Raw genomic sequence first — 25,329 nt, 5'->3', positions numbered from 1 at the left:
CCGAATTAACAGAAGCCTCTTTCAAATAAAAATTATTTATGGAACTACATTTTTAAAACTTTATGTGTTCCCACCTTATTCCCTGCTCTAATAACTACAAGGTAAGTACCAGATGCTAATAAGGAAGTGTCTATCGTTGCTGTCAGGCTATTGGTTTTCGTAGTGAAAATTAATTTACCTAACACATCATAGAGTTCAATAGAACTTATAATGTCGTTCGATTGAATGTTGAGCACCTCATCCATTGGAACTGGATATACTTTAATACTCAACATTTGGTTATTTGAAACCCCTAAGCAACCGCCGGTAGTCATTGTTACAGCAAGTCGATTTGTGCTTTCGCATCCATCAATGGTTTGAGATCCATAATAGGTAGTGCCATCGACGATTAAAGTATCGTCTGGAACAATATTCCCATTAGTAGGTGCATCATACCAAATAACATCAACGCCGTCTGTTACAATTAATCCAACAGTTTCACCCGCACAGAAAGTCTGATTTGCTTCTCCTGTAGGGGCTTCAGTGATATTGACTGTTGCAATAACCTCAACCCTTTCAGAAATACATCCATTACTTTCAGATTCTACAAAGTACGAAGTTGTTTCTGAAATACTCGGCGTTGTAAAAGTGGTTCCCGTACCAAGGACAGTTCCGCCCGTTGCTACATCAAACCAACTTATGTTACCAGTATTTGTCGCTGCCATTAAAGTAACCGTTCCTTCTCCACAACGTTCTGCGGGAGTAGTATCTGTTATTTCTGGTGAGTCGTTTACTGTTGCCACTACTTCGGTTCTGCTAGAAACACATCCATTGTTTTCTACTTCAACATAAAAACTTGTTGTTGCAGCGATAACTGGAGTTGTAAAACTGGTTCCTGTACCAAGCGAAGTTCCACCAGTAGCGACATTAAACCAACTTAAGGTTCCTGCACTTGCAGTAGCCATTAAGGTTACGGTTCCTTCATCACACCTACTTGCTGGTGTTGTACTTATAATCGTTGGCGTAGCATTTACCGTAGCAATTACTTCAACCCTAACCGACGTACAATCATCGTTTGCGCTTTCTACATAAAAACTAGTAGTAGCTGTTAGGACTGGTGTTGTAAAACTAGTACCCGTACCTAAGGCTGTTCCCCCTGTCGCTACATTATACCAGCTCAACGTTCCAGAGCTTGCCGCTGCCATTAGAGTTACCGTTCCTGCATCACATCTACTCTCTGGAGTAGTGCTTGTAATAACTGGAACTTCATTAATGGTAGCAATTACAGCCACACGGTCACTCTGACAGTTGCCTGTGTGAGATGAAACATAATATGTAGTCGTACTTGAAATGCTAGGCGTTGTAAAACTAGCTCCAGTAAATAGTGACGTACCACCGGTAGCATTTGCGAACCAGTTAATTGTGCCAGCATCGGCTGTGGCAGATAGCGTTACACTTCCAGGACCGCATCTTTCTGCTGGAGTCGTTCCTGTAATAGTCGGAGCTCCATTTATTGTTGCAACTACTGCTGTTCTGCTAGAAATACAACCATTATTTTCGGCTTCTACATAAAAAGTGGTAGTCGCTGTAATAACTGGGGTAGTAAAACTAGTACCCGTACCTAAAGCTGTTCCGCCAGTAGCCACATTAAACCAACTCAACGTTCCCGCGCTTGCCTGTGCCATTAAAGTTACGGTTCCAGCATCACATCTACTCGCAGGAGTAGTACTTATAATGGTAGGAATTGTTTTAATAGTCGCCGTTACAGCTACGCGTTCGCTCGTACAACTTCCCGAAGTAGCCGAAACATAATAAGTAGTCGTGTTTGAAATACTCGGGGTTGTAAAACTCGGCCCAGTAAATAGTGATGTACCACCAGTTGCATTTGCGAACCAATTAATAGTACCAAAATCTGTACTAGCTGTTAGTGTTACACTTCCAGTGCCACATCTTTCTGCTGAAGATGAATTTGTAATTGTTGGTGAATCATTCACCGTAGCAATTACAGCAGTTCTGCTAGAATTACATCCGTTATTTTCTGCTTCTACATAAAATGTAGTGGTTGAAGAAATAACAGGAGTTGTAAAACTAGTACCAGTGCCAAGTGAAGTACCACCAGTTGCATTTGCAAACCAACTCAATGTACCTGCACTAGCAGTTGCCATTAGCGTAACTGTACCTTGGTCGCATCTACTCGCAGGTGTAGTACTTGTAACAGATGGTGTTGTATTTACAGTTGCAACTACTTCCACCCTGTTTGAAATACATCCAGCATTCGCACTTTCCACAAAATAACTAGTGGTAGTTGCAATTGCAGGTGTTGTAAAGCTAGTACCTGTGCCCAAAGCTGTTCCGCCCGTAGCTACATTATACCAACTTAATGTTCCAGCACTTGCAGTTGCCATTAAAGTTACCGTTCCAGCATCGCATCTACTCGCTGGAGTAGTTGTTACTATGGTAGGAACTGTTTTTACTGTAGCAGTTACCGCCACCCGATCACTTGTACAACTTCCGGATTTAGCCGAAACATAATAAGTAGTCGTACTAGAGATACTTGGAGTTGCAAAACTAGATCCAGTAAATATAGAAGTACCGCCAGATGCACTCGCAAACCAATTAATTGTTCCGTAATCTGCAACAGCTGTTAGTGTTACACTTCCAGCACCACATCGTTCGGCAGGAGTAGTACTTGTAATTGATGGTGCATCATTCACCGTTGCAATTACAGCAGTTCTACTTGAAATACATCCGTTATTTTGTGCTTCTACATAAAAAGTAGTAGACGAAGTAATAACAGGCGTTGTAAAGCTAGTACCCGTGCCTAAAGCCGTTCCACCAGTGGCAGTATTATACCAACTTAATGTTCCAGCACTTGCTGCTGCCATTAAAGTTACTGTTCCAGCATCACAACGTGCTGCAGGTGTCGTACTTGTAATAGTTGGCACTGAATTTACAGTGGCTACAACTTCGGTACGAACTGATGTACAAGAGGCTGTTGATGCCTCTACATAGTAAGACGTTGTAGTTGTTATGGAAGGTGTAGTAAAACTAGTACCTGTTCCCAAAGCAGTTCCACCAGTAGCTGAATTAAACCAACTTAGCGTACCTGTACTAGAAGTGGCTGTTAAAGTAACTGTTCCTGCTCCACAGCGACTCGCTGGTGTAGTGTTGGTTATTAAAGGTAAGGTGTTAATAGTGGCTACCACAGCGGTACGTCCAGACGTACATCCTGCATTTGTAGCTTGTACGTAGTACGTAGTTGTGGCAGTGAGCACTGGAGTGGTAAAACTTACACCAGTTGCCAATATACTACCACCAGTAGCTGAAGCGAACCACCTCAATGTTCCAGCACTCGCTGTTGCACCAAGAGTCACTGTGCCTGAACCACAACGACTTGCTGGGGTTGTAGCTGTAATTGATGGAGTGTCATTTACACTTGCAATGACTTTTACTCTAGTAGAGGTACAACTACCATTATTCGATTCTACATAAAAATTAGTCGTAGTCGAGATAACAGGTGTCGTAAAGCTAGTACCTGTTCCTAAGGCAGTTCCGCCAGTGGGCACATTAAACCAACTCAATGTTCCTGAACTTGCAGTTGCCATTAAGGTTACCGTTCCTGTATCGCATCTACTCGCAGGAGTAGTACTTGTAATAGCAGGAATTGAATTAATAGTTGCAGTTACGGGTACACGATTGCTCGTACAACTTCCTGAATTTGTAGCAACATAGTAGGTAGTTGTAACTGAAATACTCGGTGTTGTAAAACTAGCACCCGTAAATATAGAAGTACCACCGCTTGCACTCGTAAACCAGTTAATAGTTCCGTAATCTGCAACAGCCGATAGTGTTACACTTCCAGCGCCACATCGTTCGGCGGGTATTGTCCCTGTAATTTCTGGAGCATCATTCACTGTTGCAATTACAGCAGTTCTACTTGAAATACATCCGTTGTTATTAGCTTCTACATAGAAAGTAGTAGTCGAAGTAATAACTGGAGTTGTAAAACTAGTGCCAGTTCCTAAAGCGGATCCACCTGTTGCGGTATTATACCAACTCAAAGTCCCTGCGTTTGCTGTAGCCATTAACGTTACCGTTCCTGAATCACAACGCCCAGCAGGAGTCGTGCTAGTAATAGTTGGCAACGCATTTATGGTTGCTACAACTTCGGTCCGAACTGAAGTACAAGATGCTGTTGATGCCTCCACATAGTATGAAGTTGTGGTTGTTATGGAAGGTGTAGTGAAACTAGTTCCTGTTCCCAAAGCAGTTCCACCGGTAGCTGAATTAAACCAAATTAGTGTTCCTGAATTAGCAGTAGCTGTTAAAGTAACTGTTCCAGCTCCGCAACGACTTGCAGGTGTAGTGTTGGTAATTACCGGAGTATTATTTACAGTAGCTACCACAGCATTTCGCGTCGAGGTACAACCAGATGCTTGTGCTTGCACGTAAAAAGTACTGGTTGTTGCAATTACAGGTGTAGTAAAGCTTGTTCCAGTTCCTAAAACGGTTCCGCCAGCAGCTGTAGCAAACCAACTCAATGTTCCAGAACTTGCTGTTGCCATTAAAGTTACAGATCCTGTTCCGCATCGACTAGCAGGTGTAGTATTAGTAACCGAAGGAGCAGAATTAACTGTTGCAATTACTTCTTCCCGTGTTGAAATACATCCTCCATTGTTTGATTCAACATAAAAACTTGTTGTTTCGGTAATTGAAGGCGTTGTAAAACTCGTACCTGATCCCAAAACAGTTCCACCGGAGGCCACGTTAAACCAACTTAGCGTTCCAGCATTTGCAGTGGCAGTTAATGTTACGCTTCCCGCACCACATCTACTCGCAGGAGTTGTGTTCGTAATCGTAGGAAAAGCATTGATTTCAGCTGTAACAGCTATACGAGACGAACTACAAGAACCTTGCGCAGCTTCTACATAATACACTTTTGTATTTGCTAAAGATGGTGTAGTAAAACTAGTGCCCGTAGTTATTAAATTTCCTCCAGTTGCGGCATCATACCATTTTATCGTTCCGAAATCTGATTGAGCCAATAGCGTTACACTACCAGGGCCGCAACGTGATGCGTCTGTGGTAGAAGTTATTGCAGGCTGACTATTTATTGTAGCCACAACTGCTGTTCTAGGTGAAATACAGCCATTCGCACTAACTTCAACATAATAAGTTGTTGTTGTAGCAATTGAAGGCGTATTAAATGTACCAGTGTTACTTAATGAAGTTCCGCCAGCAGCCACATCATACCATTTAATATTACCCGAACTAGCTTGAGCGGCTAACTGAACCGAACCTGGCCCACAACGCTCTCCTGGAGTTGTATTTGTAATGGTAGGTGTATCATTAACAGTTGCAATTACAGCTACTCTTGTAGAAATACATCCATTATTTTCAGTTTCCACATAGAATGTAGTAGTTTCTGAAATTGACGGAGTATTAAAACTTGTACCAGTTCCTAAAGCTGTACCGCCTGTTTCATCGTTGAACCAACTCAAGGTTCCAGCGCTTGCAGTTGCTTCTAATGTAACAATACCAGCATCGCAGCGCGTTCCTGGAGTGGTAGTTGCAATGGTAGGAATAGCGTTTACCGTAATATAATCGGTTAGGGTTTTAGTATTTGTTCCAAACTGATTAACCGCTTTTAAAGTAACATCGTACGTGCCAGGCGTATTATAAACCACCTCTGGATTTTCCAATCCTGAAGTTGCTGGTGTACCACCTTCGAAGATCCATTCCCACACCGTTGGTACATTTGTGGAAGTGTCTGTAAACTGTACAGTATCTCCAACACAAATAGTTGTGTTATCTGCCATAAAATCTGCCACAGGCGGATCTACAGGGCAACTTAGGTTTCCATCGGCACCATACCCATCGCCATCACCGCCAAAATAGGCATAGAATTGAGTTGGTGTATCGCACACGACAGCATCTATCGCATCAACAGCGGAACCAGCAGCATCACCTCCGAAATAGGCATAAAACTGACTTGGAGCATCACAAGTGACTGCGTTTATTGTTTCTAGGGCACTTCCATCGCCAACCCCGCCTTGATAGGCATAGAATTGTGAAGGAGCACCACAGGCTGTAATTTGTAAGCTTTCCATTCCTGCGCCATCACCAGATCCGCCAAAATAAGCGTAAAACTGAGCGGGCGTTGCACAAACCGTGTTATTGAGGTGGTCGTGAGCAGACCCATCGGCTATACCACCCTCATACTGTGCAAACAGCGAACTAGGAACTAAGAAAAAGCAAACCAAAACAACCAATGTTGTTATTGTTGTTTTCATCGTCTAATTTGATTTATAATTAATAATTTCATTTTTGCATTCAGTACTTCTGAAATGCAATACACATCAAATTAGAGATTAACGAACACCGCGCCCACCGTATGTTTGGTTACGTGCTACTGAAGCAGTGCCGCTACGTTGAGAAGTTCTCAAATTAGTCGCAGCTGTAGACCAATCTCCCCCTTTGAAACCAGAACCTAAAGCAGTATCTGGAGCTGGCCAGCTTGCTTGGTTGGCTTCACCTGTATTAGTTAGCGTGCCATCGCCATTATTTCCTGTAAATGCGGCTCCTTCAGCAGTAAAAACGGTAACAGGACGTTCCGATAAATTTCCAGCCATTTCCATTACTCCATAATAAGCAGCTCCCGAAGAAGCTCTTCCAGTAGTACTACGTGCAAAAATACCTGCGCGCGAAGGTCCAAAAGAATTGATGTGTGAATATCCAAGTCCGTAAAAAGATGATCCATTGTTAACAGTGGCAACAGTTTCATCTGGTTTGTTTTTAGTGGATGCTACGATATTATTTGAGTTATACGCAAAGATTTCTGTAGTACCCCAAGGATATTCTCCTGCAACTCTCGCTTCTGGTCCTCTACAAATTTTTTCAAATTCCAGTTCTGACATTGGACGTAATCCAGCCCAATCTAAATAAGCACTAAGATCTCCCCAGCCTAAAAAGTTCATGGCAATATTCTGGCCATCGTCCACGTTATCAGGAATTCCATCTGTAAGATCACAAGCGAAAACTGCTGGCAACACGTTATTATTACCAGATTCAAGTATTTCTATACTATTCCTAAAACCTAAACCAGGAGAAAACGCTTTTGTTCCTGGTGCATTGATTGGGTCTGTTCCTTGACGCGTAACTTGTTGATCGTAGGTAAGTGTATTTAAAAAATCTACGTATTGTTGTTGGGTAATTTCATACTTCATGCTGTAAAATGAATTATAGCCCATTGGGAAAGTTGCGGGAACAGTTACAGAAGAACCTCCAATAGTACCGGCAGGAATCCCACCCGATTGCGAGGCGGCCGTAACAGTAATACTATTAAAGGTGTTTGTAGAAGTTCCGTCACCAATTTCAAAATCACCTTGTGGAATGTATACCATTTCGATAGCAAAAACCTTGTAATTATAGGTTCCAGCCGGTATGTTCATTGCTAATGAAACAGCTGTGGGAGCAATATTCCCACCCCCTAAGGCGCTACGACGAAGAAAAACACCTTTGCCATCTGCTACAGCATCTGCTTGTAGGGGAGATGCGGCAGTATGATCTGCTGATGTGTCGCTAAGATCTGCGTGATACCAAATGTTTGTAGCACAATCTTGATACTTTACAAACACCCATACCGCATCGTGGTTTGCAGGTGCTATATTTGAGTTCCAGCTGTTTTCCCAGCTAATGTCGAAAGTAATATCACTGCCCGATACGGCTGTATTGGCAACAATAACGTTGTTTGCTTTTGCTGCTAAGGTCGTAGCCAAAACACATAGCACTAAGCTAATTTTTGTGAATAAGGAATTTGTTTTCATAATAGATTCTTTTAAAGATTGATAAATGTTTAGAAACATGTTATACAAATATCATTTCTTGATGTGCTTTATTCAATAAGGCAATTGCCGTATAATTCGAAAATAGTGATGTGTTTAAGTGAAAGACTCTGTAAACAACCCACCATAGCAAACAAAATCGATTTATTAGCTCTCTATTTCTATCAATTCATAACCAGAAATCTATGTCGGTCAACAAGGGCAAATAATTCGGTTTATGGTTATAATAAGTCTTTTGTTAACGCATAGACTTCGTCTCATTTTAACTTTAAAGATGTTTTTACAAGTTTCAGAGTTACTTAATGTATAAAAAGTAAAAGCCCCACAGTTAAATATGGGGCTTATGAATCAAAAATGCTCCTCACTTCATTTTTGTTTCAGAAAACAATCTGGCTAGTCGTATTTTATTTTAAATTGTAAGCATAAATAGAATTGTTGTCGGCTTTATAGTATAGAATACCGCCTATTTCATCAACAATGTATTCTGGTTTTTTATCCTTTAAAACAATTTCTTTATGAGTTTTTCCTGTGTCTTTGCTAATTTTTACTAAACCAACGCCGTCATCAAGTTTTGTTAGGATAAATTGATCATTCTTAGTGGCAGCGGTAGCTTTAAAGCGTTTCAACATTTCAACAACCGAAGCACCACTCGCAGCTGCCATTCCTCCAGCCAATGCAGCATCGGTTTCGGCTTGTTGGTCATATCCTGCTAATTTATTTTGCATACCTGAGTGCGCTGCAGACACAGCAACCGTTGCAGTAGCAACTGCAGACACTCCTGCCAAAATTGCTCCCATTGCACTCTTTCCTGGAGCGCGATAATATTCTTGCCACTGTGTTCCGCCATTCCAATCCATAAGTAACATGTTTTGATCGCTAGTTAGCAAGATTCCGCCATTGCGAACTTCTACGTGGGTTGGATCTTCTTTGCCATCAAATTTTGTTTTTGCCAAGGTGCTAACTTCGCCCGATGTGGCATCGACTGCATACAGGGTTTCATCTGCACTTAATAAAAAACGATTGTTTTTCTTGTCGAAAGTAGAACTTACGGCGGCAGCTCGTTTATATTTAAGCGGGTTACCCCAAACTGCTTCGCCCGTATCTAGATTTACAATATTTGCATCTTCTGAAGTTATATAGATAAGACCTTGCGGAGTATGCGCCATTGTTAGAATATCCTCACCTGTTTTTAAAGGCTTTTTGAAAAGTGTTTCTCCTTCAAATGAAATTTTATTGATACCTCCTTGATAGATTCCGAAGAGAATTCCGTCGTCCATTACATAAAAATGCTGCACATAGCCTTTCGTTTTGGGAGCTTTATCCCACAAATCTTCCCCAGTAGCAGCGCTTAAAAAAGCGATATTTGACTCGTTGCTACGTGCAAAAACACTATTACTTCCGCCATCGCTTTGGTTACTAACCACAGCAATGCCTTTTGGAAGAATCTCGAAATTTACTACTTGACCTTTCACTTTGTGGTCATCTTCCCAAAGTTCAGCACCATTTACACCAACCTTATGGATACGTGTGTTTTTTCCGTTATTAACACTTTCAAAAGCATAGATTTCCTGTTCTGAAGCATCTGCTACCATCCAATTGATATTCTTCATATCATTTTGCCAAAGCGTTTCTCCTGTCTGAGCTTTTTTTGCGACTAAACCTTTTGTTGTAGGAACAATTAAATAATCTTTCAACAACAAAACTGTACCGCTAGGTTGCATTCCTGCTCCCATAGTAACTTTTCCGGGTTCGCCAAGATTAAAGCGATAATCTTCTTTACCCGTATTTAAATCGTAGACGCCAACTGCAGTTGCATATTTTTCTTCAGATTGGCGTTGACCAATTACAACTAATTTGTTTTGTGGCATTTTAACATCACAACTGTATGACACTTTCCATCCATTACTTTCGGTGTTAAATAGTACTTGCCCAGACATATAATCTATCACCGTTTTCTTGGCAGTAATATTTGCGAAACCACCTTGGGTTACAATTACATAAGGTGCGTTTGGCACAAAAAACAATTCTTCTGGTTTAACACGGCCATATTCAGTAAAATTAAACAATAGTTGGTTGCTACCTGGCTTTATCCCCACAAGACCATCATTTGTAGCAACCACCATTGTTCCCCCTTGAGTTAATGTCATTTCATTTATTTTAGCTCCAGTGTCGTATCGAAAGTCCGGTTGCTCTGCGCGTTGAGCTAAAGCTGGAGCTTCAACAACGAGTAAAAAGCAAAGGAATGCGTAAAAAAATATTGAGGTTTTCATAATCGTGGTTCTTTAAATTTTATAGGTCAAAAATGCTACTGAATTAAACCAGAATCAATAGGGCAATTGTCGTATTTCCCGTAGTTGGTAGTTGGTAGTTGGTAGTTGGTAGTAAAAAAAAATGTTTGGGTTATAAAACAACATTTTGGACTTTATTCCAGTATTGTCCGAGGAAAGAAACAAGACCGCTGCGCTACAAGAACCAAGAGCCAAGACTAGAAACGTAACCCATTGTGAATGAGCACTTAAATATTTTAAATCAGATTGCATTTTAATATTTTGGTTTTGTTTATAAATAAGATAAAAAGGAAGGTCATCATTAAGCTAAATAGCCTAAAATCTTTGTTGGTCTGACTTTAATAGGAATATCTAAATTTTAATCGGACAACAGTGACTTTATTCAATAAAAAAACCAGAGACAAAACAATCGTTTTATCCCTGGCCCCACGTAAAAACCTCAAACTTGAGATTTTCTTAAATACGTTCTAATTGTTTAAAATTCAATTTAAAGAACCGTTGATAGAAATTTTCAATAATCGCTCACTACACGGCCTACAAAAAAATCTCGTTTTATCTCAATTCAATATTGAATTGACCATCAGTTACCGAAACTGATTCTGAAGGATTGCTCAGATTATAACCTGTAAAGCTAAAAGTCCCTTTCACAACGTTCCCATCAACACTTGACACTTTTAATTGCCCGTTTGAAGTTTGCCCATTGATAGTAGAATAAATTACCACAGTGCTCGGGTCTGGATTGCTGGGATTTGGCAAATAGCTATAAGTCCCTATATTGGTCATATTCAAATCGTATGTACCCACACCATCATAACCAACAATGATCATCTGTAAATTCTCAGAGTTCATAGTACCAGCGCTAACAGCCAAAGTCTGAGCCGCCCCTGAGCCTGACATTTGGGCCACAATTGTTTCCTGAATAGGTGTAAAGGTAGCTCCATCTACTTTGGCCGAGAAAGTACCTGTCCCGCCTTGTGGGTCTTCCCCACCATCGTCGCTTTTACTACAAGATGTAATACTTACAGCAACTACAGCCAGTAATACTAAAATTGTTTTTTTGAATGTTTTCATAATTTAAGGTTTAATTCTCCGTCAAAACGGATACGTAATTAATGTTGAAGCAAAATTGGCACAAAGGAGAAAGTGTCACAATAGGGCAATTGCCGTATATTGAAGGGAGTATGCGAGAGTGCTTTAAACGGATTAAAACAAAATGTTTGAATGTTTTTGCTGAACCGCTTCAATTTTATTTTGAAGATTTTTTTGAAATTTAAGATGTGTTTCGCATTCTGGATTAAACGGCTTGTGAAGCAAACTAGATTGAATACTAGCAATTTCTCTCTGAAGGGATTCTGTTTCGGATGAAATCCATACTTCAGCAAACTTTTGCCAAATTATTTCTATTGCGGTTTTGTTTGGATGAAGCATGTCTTCAGTATAAAAGCGATAGTCGCGAAGCTCATCCATCATAATTTCATACGAAGGAAAATAGGAAGGTTTTTGCTTTTCGATATTAGATTGACTATTATCGATTGGTAATTTTCGATTTATGAAGTCGTGAATTCCTGATATAAGATGTGCTTTGCTTAACGAATTTTCCACAAAACCATTTTTTATATGTCGCACAGGAGAAACAGTGGTGATAAATGAAACCTTCGGATTTACGGCTGTGATTTTTTCAAAAATACATTTTAAACTTTCTGAAATATCTTTAACCGAAAGCAATTCTTTTTTGAAGTTGTTCCTTGGAAGTTTATAGCAGTTTGCCACTATTTCATCGCGCTCTAAATGTCGATAAACCCACGAAGTTCCTAATGTAACAATAATGTGTGAGGAAGTAAAAAGCGCATCTTTTAAACTACTTAATGCCAAATTAAGGTTAGTTAAGCATCCGTTTTTGTTTATAGATGAACGTGCTGAATGCGATTCGAAACATTGCCAAATTCCGTTGTGTTGAAAAATATCTGCTTTAGAAAAAGGAGTATCGGTAATTGCCCTTGTAATAAGTTTTTCTATAGAAACTGAATTGAAAATTACCCCAAACGGATTCTGCAAATTCTGAAACTTGAAGTATTCAAACTTCCCACCAATATTTTCCGAAAAACAACTGCCAAGCAACAGGATTTTTGAAGAGTAATCTATTTGATTTTCTTCTGAGTTTAGTGGTATTTGGGTTTGGAGTTTCATGGTTTGGTCAAACCCCAAAGGGTTTTTGTAATTATTTTAAAAATTCCTTTGCTTTTTCTAAAGCCTCATCAATCCCCGCAGGATTTTTTCCACCTGCCGTTGCAAAGAAAGGTTGTCCGCCACCGCCACCTTGAATGAACTTACCTAATTCCCTGACAATTTTTCCAGCGTCTAGATTTTTTTCAGCAGCCAACTCTTTCGAAATATAGCAGGCAAGCAATGCTTTTCCATCTTGTTCGGAACCAAAAACCAAGAATAGGTTTTCTGTTTCGCCACCCATTTCAAAAGCTAAATCTTTCAGTCCTGCGGCATCGAGGTCTATCTTTTTAGCAAGAAAGTTTACTCCGTTTATTTGCTCGATTTCAGATTTAAGATCGCCTTTTAAGTTTTTAGCTTTATCTTTCAGCAATTCTTTAACCTGCTTTTGCAAGTTTTGATTTTCTTCTTGCAAAGATTCCACTGCTTTTAATGGATCTTGAGCATTGTTTAATGCGTTCTGGATAGATGCAAACGACTCGCTTCTATCTATAAAATATTGTTTTGCGAAATCTCCTGTCAAGGCTTCAATCCTTCTAATTCCTGAAGCAACTGCACCTTCAGAAGTTATTATAAAATGCCATATATCTTTTGTGTTTTGAACGTGTGTTCCTCCACAAAGTTCCATGGAGTTTCCAAATTTAATTGCCCGTACGGCATCACCATATTTTTCACCAAATAATGCAATAGCACCTTCGTCAATAGCCTGTTGGTAGGGAATATTTCGTCGTTCTTCCAAGGTTATACCCTCACGAATTCGAGCGTTTACAAAATCTTCAATTTGTTTTAATTCTTCACTGGTAACCTTTGAGAAATGTGAGAAGTCAAACCGTAAATTCCTGCTGTGCACCATACTCCCCTTTTGGGTAACGTGGGTACCTAATACACTTCGTAGTGCTTGATGTAGCAAGTGTGTTGCAGTGTGGTTTGCTTCTGTACGACTTCTGTATAAACCGTCAACTACGGCATTAAAAGTACCTTCGAGGTTTCTAGGCAGTGTTTTGGCAAAGTGAATAATTAAATTATTCTCTTTTTTGGTGTCTATGATATAAGTAAGTCCACCATCCGCAGCTTTTAAATATCCCTTATCGCCCGATTGGCCTCCGCCTTCGGGATAAAAAGGAGTTAAGTTGAAAACAAATTGATACATTTCGCCATCCTTTTTATTTTCTACTTTTCGGTACCGAGTGATTCTTACTTGGGTTTCTAAGGTGTCATAACCCACGAACTCTTCTACATCGTCTTCTTCCAAAACAATCCAATCGCCTGTTTTTACTTTGGTTGCGGCACGAGAACGATCTTTTTGTTTTTGAAGCTCTGCATCGAATTCCTTTTCATCTAGTGAATAGCCACGTTCGCGTAGAATTAAAGCAGTAAGATCTATCGGGAAGCCAAAAGTGTCATACAATTCAAACGCTTTTCTTCCTGAAATCTCTTTAGAATCGGCTGTTTCAATAACATTTTCTAGTAAAAGCAACCCTTGGTCAAGAGTTCTTAAAAAAGATTGTTCTTCTTCTCGAATAACATTTGTAATAAGGTTTTTCTCTTTTATCAATTCTGGGAAAGCATCGCCCATTTGGTCGCTTAAGGTTTCAACCAACTTATAAATAAAAGGTTCCTTTTTTTCCAGGAAAGTAAAGCCGTAACGTATTGCACGTCTTAAAATTCTTCTAATTACGTAGCCAGCACCAGTGTTGCTTGGCAATTGCCCATCAGCAATAGAAAATGCCACAGCCCGAACGTGATCTGCAATTACGCGAGTTGCAATGTCTTTCTTTTCGTCTTCTCCGTATTTTGAATTGGTTATGGTTTCAATTTCACGAATTAGCGGCATAAACACATCGGTGTCGTAATTACTTTGCTTGTTTTGAAGCACAGTACACAAGCGTTCAAAGCCCATTCCTGTATCGACGTGCTGTTCGGCTAATTTTTCAAGGCTTCCATTAGCTTTTCTGTTAAACTGCATAAAAACCAGGTTCCAAACTTCGACTACTTGCGGGTGGTCTTGATTTACCAAATCTTTTCCAGCTACTTTTGCTTTCTCTTCTTCAGAACGAATATCTACGTGAATTTCGCTACACGGGCCGCAAGGACCTTGATCGCCCATTTCCCAAAAATTATCTTTTTTATTTCCGTTTAAAATACGATCTTCAGGAACAAACTGTTTCCACAAGTTGTAGGCTTCGGTGTCACGTGCTAACCCTTCACTTTCGTCACCTTCAAAAATGGTTACGTATAGAATATCTTTGTCTATTTTATAAACTTCGGTCAATAGTTCCCAAGCCCACTCAATTGCTTCTTTTTTAAAGTAATCGCCAAAACTCCAATTTCCGAGCATTTCAAACATGGTATGGTGGTAGGTGTCCATTCCCACTTCTTCTAAATCGTTGTGCTTTCCACTAACCCGCAGACATTTTTGAGTATCTGCTATTCGATTGCTTTTCGGCTTTCCATTTCCCAAAAAATACTCCTTAAAAGGTGCCATTCCACTATTGATGAACATTAATGTTGGGTCATTTTTAACCACCATTGGCGCTGATGGCACAATAGCGTGTTGTTTGGATTTAAAAAATTCTAAAAACTGAGATCGAATTTCTTTAGACTTCATGTGACTTTAATATTTTTTGGTTTTAAGCTATTTTACGACTACTTTATTAGTAGAAGCATCAATTATATGGCTCAATGAATTTGAAACAATTACATCGCTACTCACCTGTTATAATGGAAATTAAGGACGGATATAGCATGTATTATAAAATTTTCTTAAAATTGGCGGTTATGGAGAAGTGCTAACAATTTCTATATTTGTAAAACGTTACCTTTATTTCGCGCAAAACAGCGTGTGCAAAAATAGCAATTTTTAACGCATGTCTAAGGTTAAATATTACTACGATAGTGAAACACTTTCGTATCGAAAAATTGAAAGAAAGCGAGGAAGAAAATTAAGAATTTTCATCCTTAGCTTTTTGGGTATGTTTCTTAGCGGTTTTTTGTTACTTATAGTATACCTTAACCTCCCTGCGGTTCAAACTCCCAAAGAACTTGCCTTGAAACGGGAGTTAACAAATATGCAGCTTCAGTTTGAGCTTTTAAACAAAAAGGTAGAACACGCCCAGGCAGTTTTAGCAGAAATTGAAGAACGCGACAATAACCTTTACCGAGTTTATTTTGAATCTAATCCCATTCCCGAAGAACAGCGAAGAGCTGGATTTGGAGGAGTAAACCGATATAAAGATTTAGAAGGATTTGACAACTCAAAGCTAATAATAAACACATCGCGAAACCTGGATATTCTAACAAAGCAAATCGTTATACAATCCAAATCGCTCGATGAAATTGCAAATCTAGCTGAAAATAAAGAAAAGCTTTTAGCCGCTATTCCTGCAATACAACCAGTTAAAAATGAAGACTTAACGCGAGTTGCCTCAGGATACGGATACCGCAGGGATCCATTTACGAAAGCCCGAAAATTTCATCACGGAATGGATTTTAGTGCTCCACGTGGTACTCCTGTTTATGCTAGTGGCGATGGAGTTGTTAGCAGGGCCGATAGCAGGGCAACTGGATACGGAAAACACATTGTTATAGACCATGGCTATGGATACGAAAGTTTATATGCACATTTGTATAAATACAATACAAAGCCTGGCGCAAAAGTACAACGTGGCGATTTAATAGGTTTTGTAGGAAATACCGGACGAAGTCAAGGACCACATTTACACTATGAAGTTTTTAAAGACGGCGAACGAATTAACCCAATGAACTTTTACTATGGAAGTTTAACAGCAGAAGAGTTTGATGAAATGCTTCAAACAGCACAACAAGAAAACCAATCGTTAGACTAATTTAATAAGAATTGGAATTAATAGAATAAGTCTGAGGTTAGAGGGAAAATATTCATTATTCATTATTCATTATAAAAAATGCACGTAGATTTACCTGAAAAATTGTATTATAGCATTGGCGAAGTCGCCGAGGCTTTCGGTGTGAATACATCGTTAATACGTTTTTGGGAGAAAGAATTCGATGTATTAAAACCAAAGAAAAACGCCAAAGGAAACCGAAGATTTACTCCTGAAGACATAAAAAACCTCGAACTAATTTATCATTTGGTGAAAGAACGCGGTTTTACACTTGATGGTGCTAAAATTCACCTTAAAGGAAACAAACAAAAATCACTAGATCAGTTTGATATCATACTGAAATTAAAGGCTGTTAAAGCAGAATTATTAAAAATTAAAGAAGAACTATAAAACCTACTCATTATGAAAAAATGGTTACCCCTAATTATTATCCTTGGTCTCATTGTAGTTGTTGGAGGCTGGTTTGCATCTGTAAACAACCGCTTGGTACAATTAGATGAAAATGTAATGGCTCAATGGGGAAATGTGGAAAGCTCATACCAACGAAGAGCCGATTTAATTCCGAATATTGTGAACACCGCAAAAGGATATGCCGAGTTTGAACAAGAAACCTTAATCCGTGTTACTGAAGCCCGAAGTAAAGCGACGGCTATGACTGTGGATCCATCAAAGGCGACCCCTGAACAAATGGCTCAATTTCAAGAAGCTCAATCGGGTTTATCTTCTGCATTATCTAGATTATTATTAACATTTGAGCGTTATCCAGACCTAAAAGCCAATGAAAACTTCAAAGAGTTAATTAACGAGTTAGAACGTACCGAAAACCGTATTAATGTAGAACGAAATAGATACAACGAGACACTGCGGGTGTATAATCCAGAAACAAGAAAGTTCCCTACTAATCTTGCAGCAGGAATTTTAGGATTTGACCAAAAGCCATATTTTGAAGCTGAAGCGGGAACCGAAACTGCTCCTAACGTAGATTTCGATTTTGGAGGTGACAAGAAATAAGAATTCAGTGGGCAATAACCTAGCTAAAAATTGCTCTAGTTAAAAAACATAGAAACATGCCAAAAGTAGAAGATTTCCTTTCTTCCGAAGATCAAGCAGCCGTAATTGGGGCTATTCGCATTTCAGAAAAAAACACCTCGGGTGAAATTCGAGTTCATTTAGAATCGCATTCAAATCCACCAAACACGAAAATAAACGAGCAAAAAGATGCAATAGACCGTGCCGAAGAAGTGTTTAATATGCTGGATATGCAAAACACCAAAGAAAGCAATGGAGTTTTGATTTATGTTGCAGTAGAAGACCGTACACTCGTTATTATGGGTGATAAAGGCATCAATGATAAAGTAGGGCAAGATTTTTGGGAGAGCACTAAAGATATTATGATAAACCATTTTAAGAATGGCGAAATAAAATTGGGATTAGTAAACGGAATTCTAAAAGCAGGAGAACAATTAAAAAAACATTTCCCACATCAAAAAGATGATAAAAACGAACTACCTGATGACATTTCAGTAGGGTAAGTAGCGGTCAGTATACGTTAGCTAGTAGTAGTCAGTAGTCAAAAACAAGATTTAATGAATAGTACACTTCAGAAATATTCCTCAATTCTGTTATTTATCGTTGTTTGGTTTATCTCTGGAAATGTATTGGCTCAGTACGAAATTCCTCCGAAACCATCAAAGGAGACCTCTGTTTATGATTATATAAACTTATTAACTCCATCTCAAAAATCGGCTTTAGAGACCAAATTGGTTCGTTATGCCGATTCTACTTCTACACAAATTGTTTGCATTATAATTGCCTCTTCGAAAGGAGAAGATATTTCCCTGCTCGGTGCAGAATGGGGACAAAAATGGGGTATCGGCCAAAAAGGAGAAGATAATGGTATTTTAATTACTCTTGCCAAAGACGACCGAAAAGTAGATATTAATACAGGTTATGGAATTGAATATCGCATCACCGATTTAATGTCTGAACGCATCATTAACCGCATTATGATTCCGGAGTTTAAAAATGAAAATTATTATGCTGGTTTAGATAAAGGTAGCGATGCTATTTTTTCTGCACTCAAAGGAGAGTTCAAAGAAGACCGTAACTTCAACAAAAAAGAAGGCGGCCACATTCCATTTTTTATAATTTTTATATTCATCATAATTCTAATTTCCCTGATTAAAAAAGGAGGGAAAGGAGGAAAAGGAGGCGGCAATAAAGGCAGTGGACTACTAGACATTTTAATATTATCAAGCCTCGGCCGTTCTGGCGGATTTGGTGGTGGCGGTGGAAGTTTTGGCGGTGGCGGAAGCTTCGGAGGAGGCGGAGGCTTTGGTGGCGGTTTCGGCGGAGGTGGCTTTGGAGGAGGTGGAGCTTCTGGAGGATGGTAGAAAACACACAGCACAACCTCTAGTTTAAAACACACTATTTAGTAATCGTGGCCGACTACGATATTCCACTCGCCGGAAACAACAAACTGACGTATTTTTGTACCGAATACATTCGGGCGGACAGCTGCACTTCAGGATGTGAGACCTACCTGTCGTTCCTTGACAGGCGTAAAACTTACCTCTTAATTGATTGATAATTTAGCTGAATTGATTAGTGTCACTTCTTCAGCATTAATTTTTAGTGGCGAACTTAAAGGCAAACTAGTTTCTATGATAAATATTTTGAAGGTTTGTCGACAATAGCTGAACGCAACTTTAGGATATTTTAACCGAACACTATTGGCTTACGTTATAAAATCAATCTGACCGAAATCTATTTTCTGAATAATTGATTAAGCAGCCAAGTCGTACATACTTACTCTAGCCAAACTGACCGCAGTTGAAGAGCCTTTAAAACCCAGACAAACCTGGTGAAACAAGAGAGGTTTTCCAGAATCAGGAAATTGGAGTTTATACAAACAAAACGGAAATTAACCCGTAAAAAAAGCAACCTCGCCTGTTCCGAACACACTTTACAATCAGTAAATCAACTGTACCTTGAATGCAGACGAAGGGTATATTTCATTTAAAAAAAAATCGATCTAGTGTAAGTTTGGAATCTAAATCAAACACAACTGGTTTGATTATGCGAAGCTCGAGTAGAATTACTGAGAAAATAGATAGAATGCAGAGGTGATTAAAAAAATTGACACTCAACATTATAACAAGATAATAGAGAAGCACTCATTTTGAGCCTTCTCTATTTATATATTATTAAGCATTTTAAATGCTCGAGATTTAAAGTAAAATTATTTCAGTCCTTTAATTTTCTTACGAAGACCGATACAAGCTCCTGCAATTAATCCAATACTTAGGAAGCCATCAATTGGAGCATCTGGAATATTTGGATCACCTCCAGGAAGTCCTATTTGCGCGTTGGCGGTTAAACTTCCAACTACTAAGAGTCCTGTTAGCAAAAGAATTGCCTTTCTGTTAATGGTTCTTTGATTTGTTTTCATGCTATTTGATTTTGGTGCTAAGATAAGTATTATTTTTAAAACTCCTAATTTTTTATTAATCTAAATGTGCTCTGTTCGTCTCGGTGACTTAAGTTAACCAAGTAAACCCCTGAGGATAAACCATTAGCCATTGAAATAAAAATTGTATCGTTATTACATTCCAAGATTTCTTCGAAGAAAGTCCGACCCGTTATATCTGTAATTCTAACTGATAATTGTTCTCCGTTTAGTCCTGGAGCATTTATAAATAAAACATTCCCTTTTAACGGATTAGGATACAAACGAACACCAGAAAGCAAATTACTATCGGCTACATCTAACCGATGTTGAGTACGAATTTTAAAACGATCTGTAGCGATACTCAATTCATCGGCTTTATCAACAAGAAAACTATACACGTTGTCACCACTCTCTAAAAGTGTCGTTGTGCCTGTAAAATTATCATCAAGATAAAACAAGGTTCCCTCTAGTCCATCGATTGTTATTTTCAGCGTGTAATTAGATTTTTGATATCCTGCGATATACAACGAAAACTCTTCCGAAGCCTGAGGCATTTCTCTTTGCTCAAAACTCAATAAAGTGCCATTGTGGTTAATTCCTAAATTTTCATAGAAATTCATCGGTTTTAAAGCATCAGATGCTGTAAGTGCGTTATTGTATTCTTCTTCAAAAAGAATCCCAAAACTATCGTGTAGAGCCCCTCCATTATTGAAATTTTCACTGGTAAACAGCTGTACCGTAAGCATATTACTTGAAGTTATAGTGTTGCGATTAGTTGAAGTGAAATTGCCTGGAGCTTTGTTGGTTTCATTAAAAATTACTTCTGGTGCATTACCCGTAATTGCCGCTTGCGCTCCTTGCCCCGGCTGAAGATACTGGTTTGCACTTGAACCCGATGTATTAATACCAGATGGAAGTAAAACGGTTACGTATGAACCAAATTCTCCAAGACTCGGATCGTAAATATAATACTGATTAGCATTCACATTTGTTGAACCTGTAAATACACTATTAATATTTACGGCGCTCTGGTATGGATTTCCAAACATTACAAAATCTCCAGATTCTGCTTCAGGAAAGCTATGGATATAAGGCCCTGTAACTAAAGACCCAGTAGCCCTAAGAATAGTTTCACTCGAAGCATTGTTATCGTTCAAATCGATTGTTCTGTCGCCTCGAACGAAAAGTAAATACCCCTCACCTGCCGTTAATGTGTTTACATTCGTATTTGAAACTGCTTCAAACTGCTGGGTAGCAACATTCACTTTAAACATTGAAGAATTACCCGTACTTGTACCATCAAAACCATTTTGCTGGTCGACTGTACTTCCAGTAATATGGGTTCCAAAACTTGGGGCAGGATTATCTGTATTACCGACTGCTCCTTCTTGCCAATTTTCGTGAATAGAAGTAGTTGTAGTAACAGCACTGCTTACCATCCTATAAGAACGCTTGTTTTTCATATACCGTTGCACAGTGGCAGTCCCGTTTATAGAAGAGCTTCCTGTTAACATACCAAGCTCACCATTCGAGGTTGCGCTACTCACAAAAATAAGATCGCCGTTATTATTGATATCGCCTGCAACTGTCAACACTTTCTCAACCTGTAAGGTAGCTCCTGAATCAATATTTAAATTATTGGCGGTAATATTGGTTGTAAATGAAACACTTCCGTTTACAATATGAATATTATCTATTGAAGTACTAACTCCAGCAGGATTGGTAGGCGTCCAAGTATTGTTTTGGTATACAAAATTTGTATTTGAAGCTAACACTTGGATGGTGTAATCTTCCGCTTGTCCAGAATGTGCTCCAAGACAAGGGTTCAGGTAATTTGAAGTTCTAAATATTTTTTTAACGCGCATTCTTGTTGATCCCAACATAGCATCTGCAGGAACGGTAATTAACCCTGCAGCCTGTTGTCCATCAGTTCCTGTAGAACCACTAATTGTTTCAGCAATTTCATAAACCTCACCTGCATCATCTAAAACTCCATTTTGGTTCCAATCAATAAATATTACAAATCGATTTTCAAAGACACCATTTGTATTTCCTTCGAGTGCTACCAGATAGTTTGCCCCTAATTCCATAACACCTTCAACCGCTGTAAAATCTTCGTGAGCTGGAGAGCCTCCTATCGCTGCATCGGATCTATTATTTATTCCCGCTACTTCCACTAAAGTTATAGGCTCTATTGTTCTAATAAAATTTAAAGGACCGCAATACGGACTAGGAAATGGCTCTGTTACAATTGACTCGCAATTGCCTTCCCAAACATAAACTCCGTCGTAAATTGGGTCATCTATTCGCCAGGTATTGTCATAAAGTGCTGCAGGGCTGCCCACCGATGTAGAAGAGGTAAGTACCCAATAAACATCGTTTGAATTCGCTGCATCTGTAATAGATAATTCAATCCAATATTTTTTGGAGGAACCAACCTCTCCCGCAAATAAAAATGGGGTTACAGATAATTCTAATTCGTTGACATCAAGTTCAAAGTTATTCCCGATAACAGTTTGGTTGTCGATAGTAACCGATGCTTCAGAACCAATCAATAATCCGGGAAGTCCAGATGAATCTGCATAATAATTAACATTTACATTGGCAATTCCGCCATTGGCAAAAACACTCGCAGTTATATTTGTTAAAGTGAAATTTTCACCAGCTGCAACGGTTAAGTCATTTGCTGCTTTATACACACTGTTAGAAGCGCATACGTAACCATTTTCGAATGTAAAGTCATTAGGGTTTTCTTCTGCACAATTTCCACCACTATCATCACAACTATAAGTTCTAAAAGTTAAATCGGAATTGAGCGTTGGAGAATTATCTAGAAAAAGCTGCCCATCGGTATATGAATTACTTTGAGATCCGGAAAGACAAGGAAGCGTGCTATCACCATCAACAACTATGTAATAAGTATTACCTACAGTTACACTAACGGTCGTATTCCAATAAACATCGACCCAGTTTGAGCCATCTGTTAAGGTTGTTCCACTAGCTAACAAGTTCCCGCCGGTACCTGGAAGCCCATCCCAAAGAGAAAGCTCCACATTCAATCCTGAAGAGGGAGTGGTGAACTTTACACCCACACCCGCTGCATTTGGTTCAAGTGGCAAGTAAGATTGCACCACTTCTTCAATGCTTACATCTGCCACGCAACCAGTGTCTACATCCTGATTTACCTCTACAATAGGCGTTTCACAAGTATTTCCACCGCCAATAGTTTCGCAATCACCTTTCCAAATATAAACACCATCCATTGTTGCATTTGGAATGAACCAGCCATTATCGTATTGCGCAGAAGGACTACCAACAGATGAAGAGGAAGTTACTACCCAATGTACATTTCTAGTTCCACCAGTATCGGTTACAGAAAGTTCAATCCAATATTTTGTGGATATATTGCTCTGTCCTGCAAACAAAAATGGAGAAACAGTCATTTCAACTTCACGCACATCAAAACCGAAATTACTTCCGATTACAGTCTGACTATCAATAGTTGCAGAAGCCTCAGAACCTATTAATGTTCCAGGTAGCCCAGAAACACTAGAGTAATAGTTTACTTTAACATTGGTTATACCGCCATTGGCAAAAATACTCGCTGTTATATTAGTTAACGTGAAGTTTTCTCCAGCCGCCACAGTAAGATCATTCGCTGTTTTGTATGGACTTGATGCCGAAACGTAATACCCATTTTCAAAAGTAAAATCATTTGGATTTTCTTGCTGACAAAAAGTATTGGTGTTTAAAGGCCGCTCATTAATAGGAGAAGTTTTAAACGATTTAAACGAGGCAGCTGTCCGCTCAGGATTGTTTACAACGCCTGGCGTATCGGCTAGCGTTCTCGGTTTTTGAGTATTCACGAAGCCTGTTGAAGCAGAAGTTTCATTAAAATTAGCATTTATAGCTCCAACAAAAGCACCGCTGTTTTCATTTTTGTTTTGGTTATACACCATAGGATTATCAATCCTATTTTCTCTAAGCGAAGGAGTTTGAGATATCCCGACAGCCCCAGCAAGCATTAAAATCAATAATATAATTTTCTTCATAACTAATTAACTTGTAATTTTTTAACCTATAAAAACGCAAATCTTTAGCAACCTAAAAATGCTTTTTAAATTATTGTGCAACATTAATCAATTTCATTTAGATAATTAGAAAAGAGAGGTGCCTATTTCAAACCCTCTCCCCGTAAAATATAAACTCGAAAAGCATTTTTTCGAACATGTAAACCAATAACCCGCAAACCTTCTTTTCATTTCTGAAAACTAAAATAGAAGCGTATTAAAATTCATCATACAGCCACGAGAGTAAGATATTCTCTACCAGCAAAGTCACCTACGTGTGTATTGTTCAACCAACTACTTCAAAAAATATTGTAAACAGGAGTACGAATTGTATTAATTATTTTCATTTTTTCGATGTTAGCTCTAATATAATGAATATTATTTTAAATCTCATCATTTTAAGATTTTATACCATAAACAACCGATTTAAATATTTGAAATTCCGTTCCTTCAAAACTAATAGCTGATTAAGTATTTGTTTAAAAAATATTGTACTATAATAAGGTTGCGTTTAAAAATCTCATTAGGGTTTATTGCAATACACCCAACATGAATGTACCTATAATAATTATGGCATGAATTCACCACTATGAATTTATACACTGAAATCTTGGAGTAAGCAAATAAGAAAAGGACCCAAAACTGGATCCTTTTCTTCTACTAAACACTAAATATTACCAAATGTTCTTATTTTCCGGATAATTATTCCTTCAATCCTTTTATCTGCTTTCGCAGGCCAATGCAAGCCCCAGCGATAAGGGCAATACTCAAGAATCCGTCTATAGGGGCATCTGGAATGTTTGGATCTCCACCAGGAAGTCCAATTTGTGCATTTGCAGTTAAGCTACCTACGAGCAAGAGTCCTGTCAATAACAGCATCACTTTTTTATTTGTGTCCCTTTTATTTGACGTCATACTATTTGTTTTTGTTTTCATATAGCTTTTGCTTTAAGGTTATTTCTCTTTTATCAATCTATAAGTTTGAGCTTCGCCACCGTTTTTAAGGGTAACAAGGTAAACACCTGAAGCAACATTGTCGCCCATAGGCACCGTTACTGTATTGGCACGGCAGTCTAAGGTTTGTTCGGAGATTGTTCTTCCTGTAAGGTCGCTAATACTAACAGATAATTGCTCCCCGTTTAGTTTTGGTGCATTGATGTAGAATGTATCTCCATTCAATGGGTTCGGGAACAATCTGATGCCAACCAATAAACTGTTGTCATCAACTCCTAAACGTTGCGCTGTTCTAATTGAGAAACGGTCGGTTGCAATGCTCAACGCATCGTTAGGGTCAACCCTAAAGCTGTACGAGTTTTCTCCAGCTTCTAACAACATACTTGTACCAGTGAAGTGATCATCTAAGTACAAGAAATTAGCTTCCAAACCTTCAACAATAACCTTCAAAGTGTAATCAGATTTAGTATAACCTATTGAGTACATTGGGTACACCTCAGCAGCTTGTGGCAACGCCCTTTGCTCGATGCTTAAGTAGGTTCCGTTTAGGTCCCTTCCTAGATTTTCGTAGAAGTTCATAGGCTTCACTGCATCGGCAGGGGTTAATCCGTTGTCATTTCCTTCAGCAAATATAATTCCGAAGCTATCGTGTACGGG

Annotated in this window: 15 protein-coding genes; 5 read left to right on the top strand and 10 right to left on the bottom strand. The window is 38.9% G+C overall.

Annotated features, from left to right (window positions below):
* Positions 1–44: 44 nt before the first annotated feature.
* The 6 genes from BLW28_RS03785 to alaS all read right to left on the bottom strand — a co-directional run bounded on the left by BLW28_RS03785 (position 45) and on the right by alaS (position 14,942).
* Positions 45–6,272, bottom strand: coding sequence for an Ig-like domain-containing protein (locus BLW28_RS03785; protein WP_073215160.1), 6,228 nt, complete (start codon positions 6,270–6,272; stop codon positions 45–47).
* Positions 6,273–6,350: 78 nt separating this feature from the next.
* The gene (locus tag BLW28_RS03780) at positions 6,351–7,805 is read right to left on the bottom strand and encodes an SUMF1/EgtB/PvdO family nonheme iron enzyme (RefSeq protein WP_159431746.1); all 1,455 of its coding nucleotides are present in this window, start codon (positions 7,803–7,805) and stop codon (positions 6,351–6,353) included.
* Between the two features lie 422 nt (positions 7,806–8,227).
* Entirely contained in the window at positions 8,228–10,093 is a 1,866-nt protein-coding gene (locus tag BLW28_RS03775) for an outer membrane protein assembly factor BamB family protein (RefSeq protein WP_073215155.1), read from the bottom strand.
* A gap of 570 nt (positions 10,094–10,663) precedes the next feature.
* On the bottom strand, positions 10,664–11,182 hold the full coding sequence (locus BLW28_RS03770; RefSeq protein ID WP_073215153.1) for a Riean_0653 family protein: 519 nt from the start codon (positions 11,180–11,182) through the stop codon (positions 10,664–10,666).
* A gap of 132 nt (positions 11,183–11,314) precedes the next feature.
* Positions 11,315–12,298 (bottom strand): GSCFA domain-containing protein, encoded by a 984-nt coding sequence (locus BLW28_RS03765; protein WP_073215151.1) that lies wholly within the window; start codon positions 12,296–12,298, stop codon positions 11,315–11,317.
* Between the two features lie 31 nt (positions 12,299–12,329).
* Entirely contained in the window at positions 12,330–14,942 is a 2,613-nt protein-coding gene (alaS, locus tag BLW28_RS03760) for an alanine--tRNA ligase (protein WP_073215148.1), read from the bottom strand.
* A gap of 259 nt (positions 14,943–15,201) precedes the next feature.
* Between alaS and BLW28_RS03755 the strand changes: the two genes are divergently transcribed.
* The 5 genes from BLW28_RS03755 to BLW28_RS03735 all read left to right on the top strand — a co-directional run bounded on the left by BLW28_RS03755 (position 15,202) and on the right by BLW28_RS03735 (position 18,590).
* The gene (locus tag BLW28_RS03755; RefSeq protein WP_073215145.1) at positions 15,202–16,179 is read left to right on the top strand and encodes a M23 family metallopeptidase; all 978 of its coding nucleotides are present in this window, start codon (positions 15,202–15,204) and stop codon (positions 16,177–16,179) included.
* Between the two features lie 78 nt (positions 16,180–16,257).
* Complete coding sequence (locus BLW28_RS03750; RefSeq protein WP_073215143.1) at positions 16,258–16,587, top strand: MerR family transcriptional regulator; 330 nt, start codon at positions 16,258–16,260, stop codon at positions 16,585–16,587.
* 12 nt (positions 16,588–16,599) lie between these two features.
* Positions 16,600–17,208 (top strand): LemA family protein, encoded by a 609-nt coding sequence (locus BLW28_RS03745; RefSeq protein ID WP_073215140.1) that lies wholly within the window; start codon positions 16,600–16,602, stop codon positions 17,206–17,208.
* 56 nt (positions 17,209–17,264) lie between these two features.
* The gene (locus BLW28_RS03740) at positions 17,265–17,729 is read left to right on the top strand and encodes a TPM domain-containing protein (protein ID WP_073215137.1); all 465 of its coding nucleotides are present in this window, start codon (positions 17,265–17,267) and stop codon (positions 17,727–17,729) included.
* Between the two features lie 54 nt (positions 17,730–17,783).
* Entirely contained in the window at positions 17,784–18,590 is an 807-nt protein-coding gene (locus BLW28_RS03735; RefSeq protein ID WP_073215134.1) for a TPM domain-containing protein, read from the top strand.
* Between the two features lie 848 nt (positions 18,591–19,438).
* Here BLW28_RS03735 and BLW28_RS03730 read toward each other — a convergent pair.
* From BLW28_RS03730 to BLW28_RS03715, 4 genes are all read right to left on the bottom strand, one after another.
* Entirely contained in the window at positions 19,439–19,648 is a 210-nt protein-coding gene (locus BLW28_RS03730; RefSeq protein WP_073215131.1) for a hypothetical protein, read from the bottom strand.
* A 44-nt stretch (positions 19,649–19,692) separates the two neighbouring features.
* On the bottom strand, positions 19,693–23,700 hold the full coding sequence (locus tag BLW28_RS03725) for a GEVED domain-containing protein (protein WP_073215128.1): 4,008 nt from the start codon (positions 23,698–23,700) through the stop codon (positions 19,693–19,695).
* 720 nt (positions 23,701–24,420) lie between these two features.
* Positions 24,421–24,654, bottom strand: a complete 234-nt coding sequence (locus BLW28_RS03720; protein WP_073215125.1) for a hypothetical protein — start codon at positions 24,652–24,654, stop codon at positions 24,421–24,423.
* An 18-nt stretch (positions 24,655–24,672) separates the two neighbouring features.
* Positions 24,673–25,329 (bottom strand): T9SS type A sorting domain-containing protein (locus BLW28_RS03715; RefSeq protein WP_143036834.1); only part of this gene is annotated, 657 nt, incomplete at its 5' end.

Source organism: Aequorivita viscosa (assembly GCF_900106795.1).
Lineage (GTDB): Bacteria > Bacteroidota > Bacteroidia > Flavobacteriales > Flavobacteriaceae > Aequorivita > Aequorivita viscosa.
Note: the sequence above shows the minus strand (reverse complement) of the source record. Positions and strands in the feature narration are given on the sequence as shown.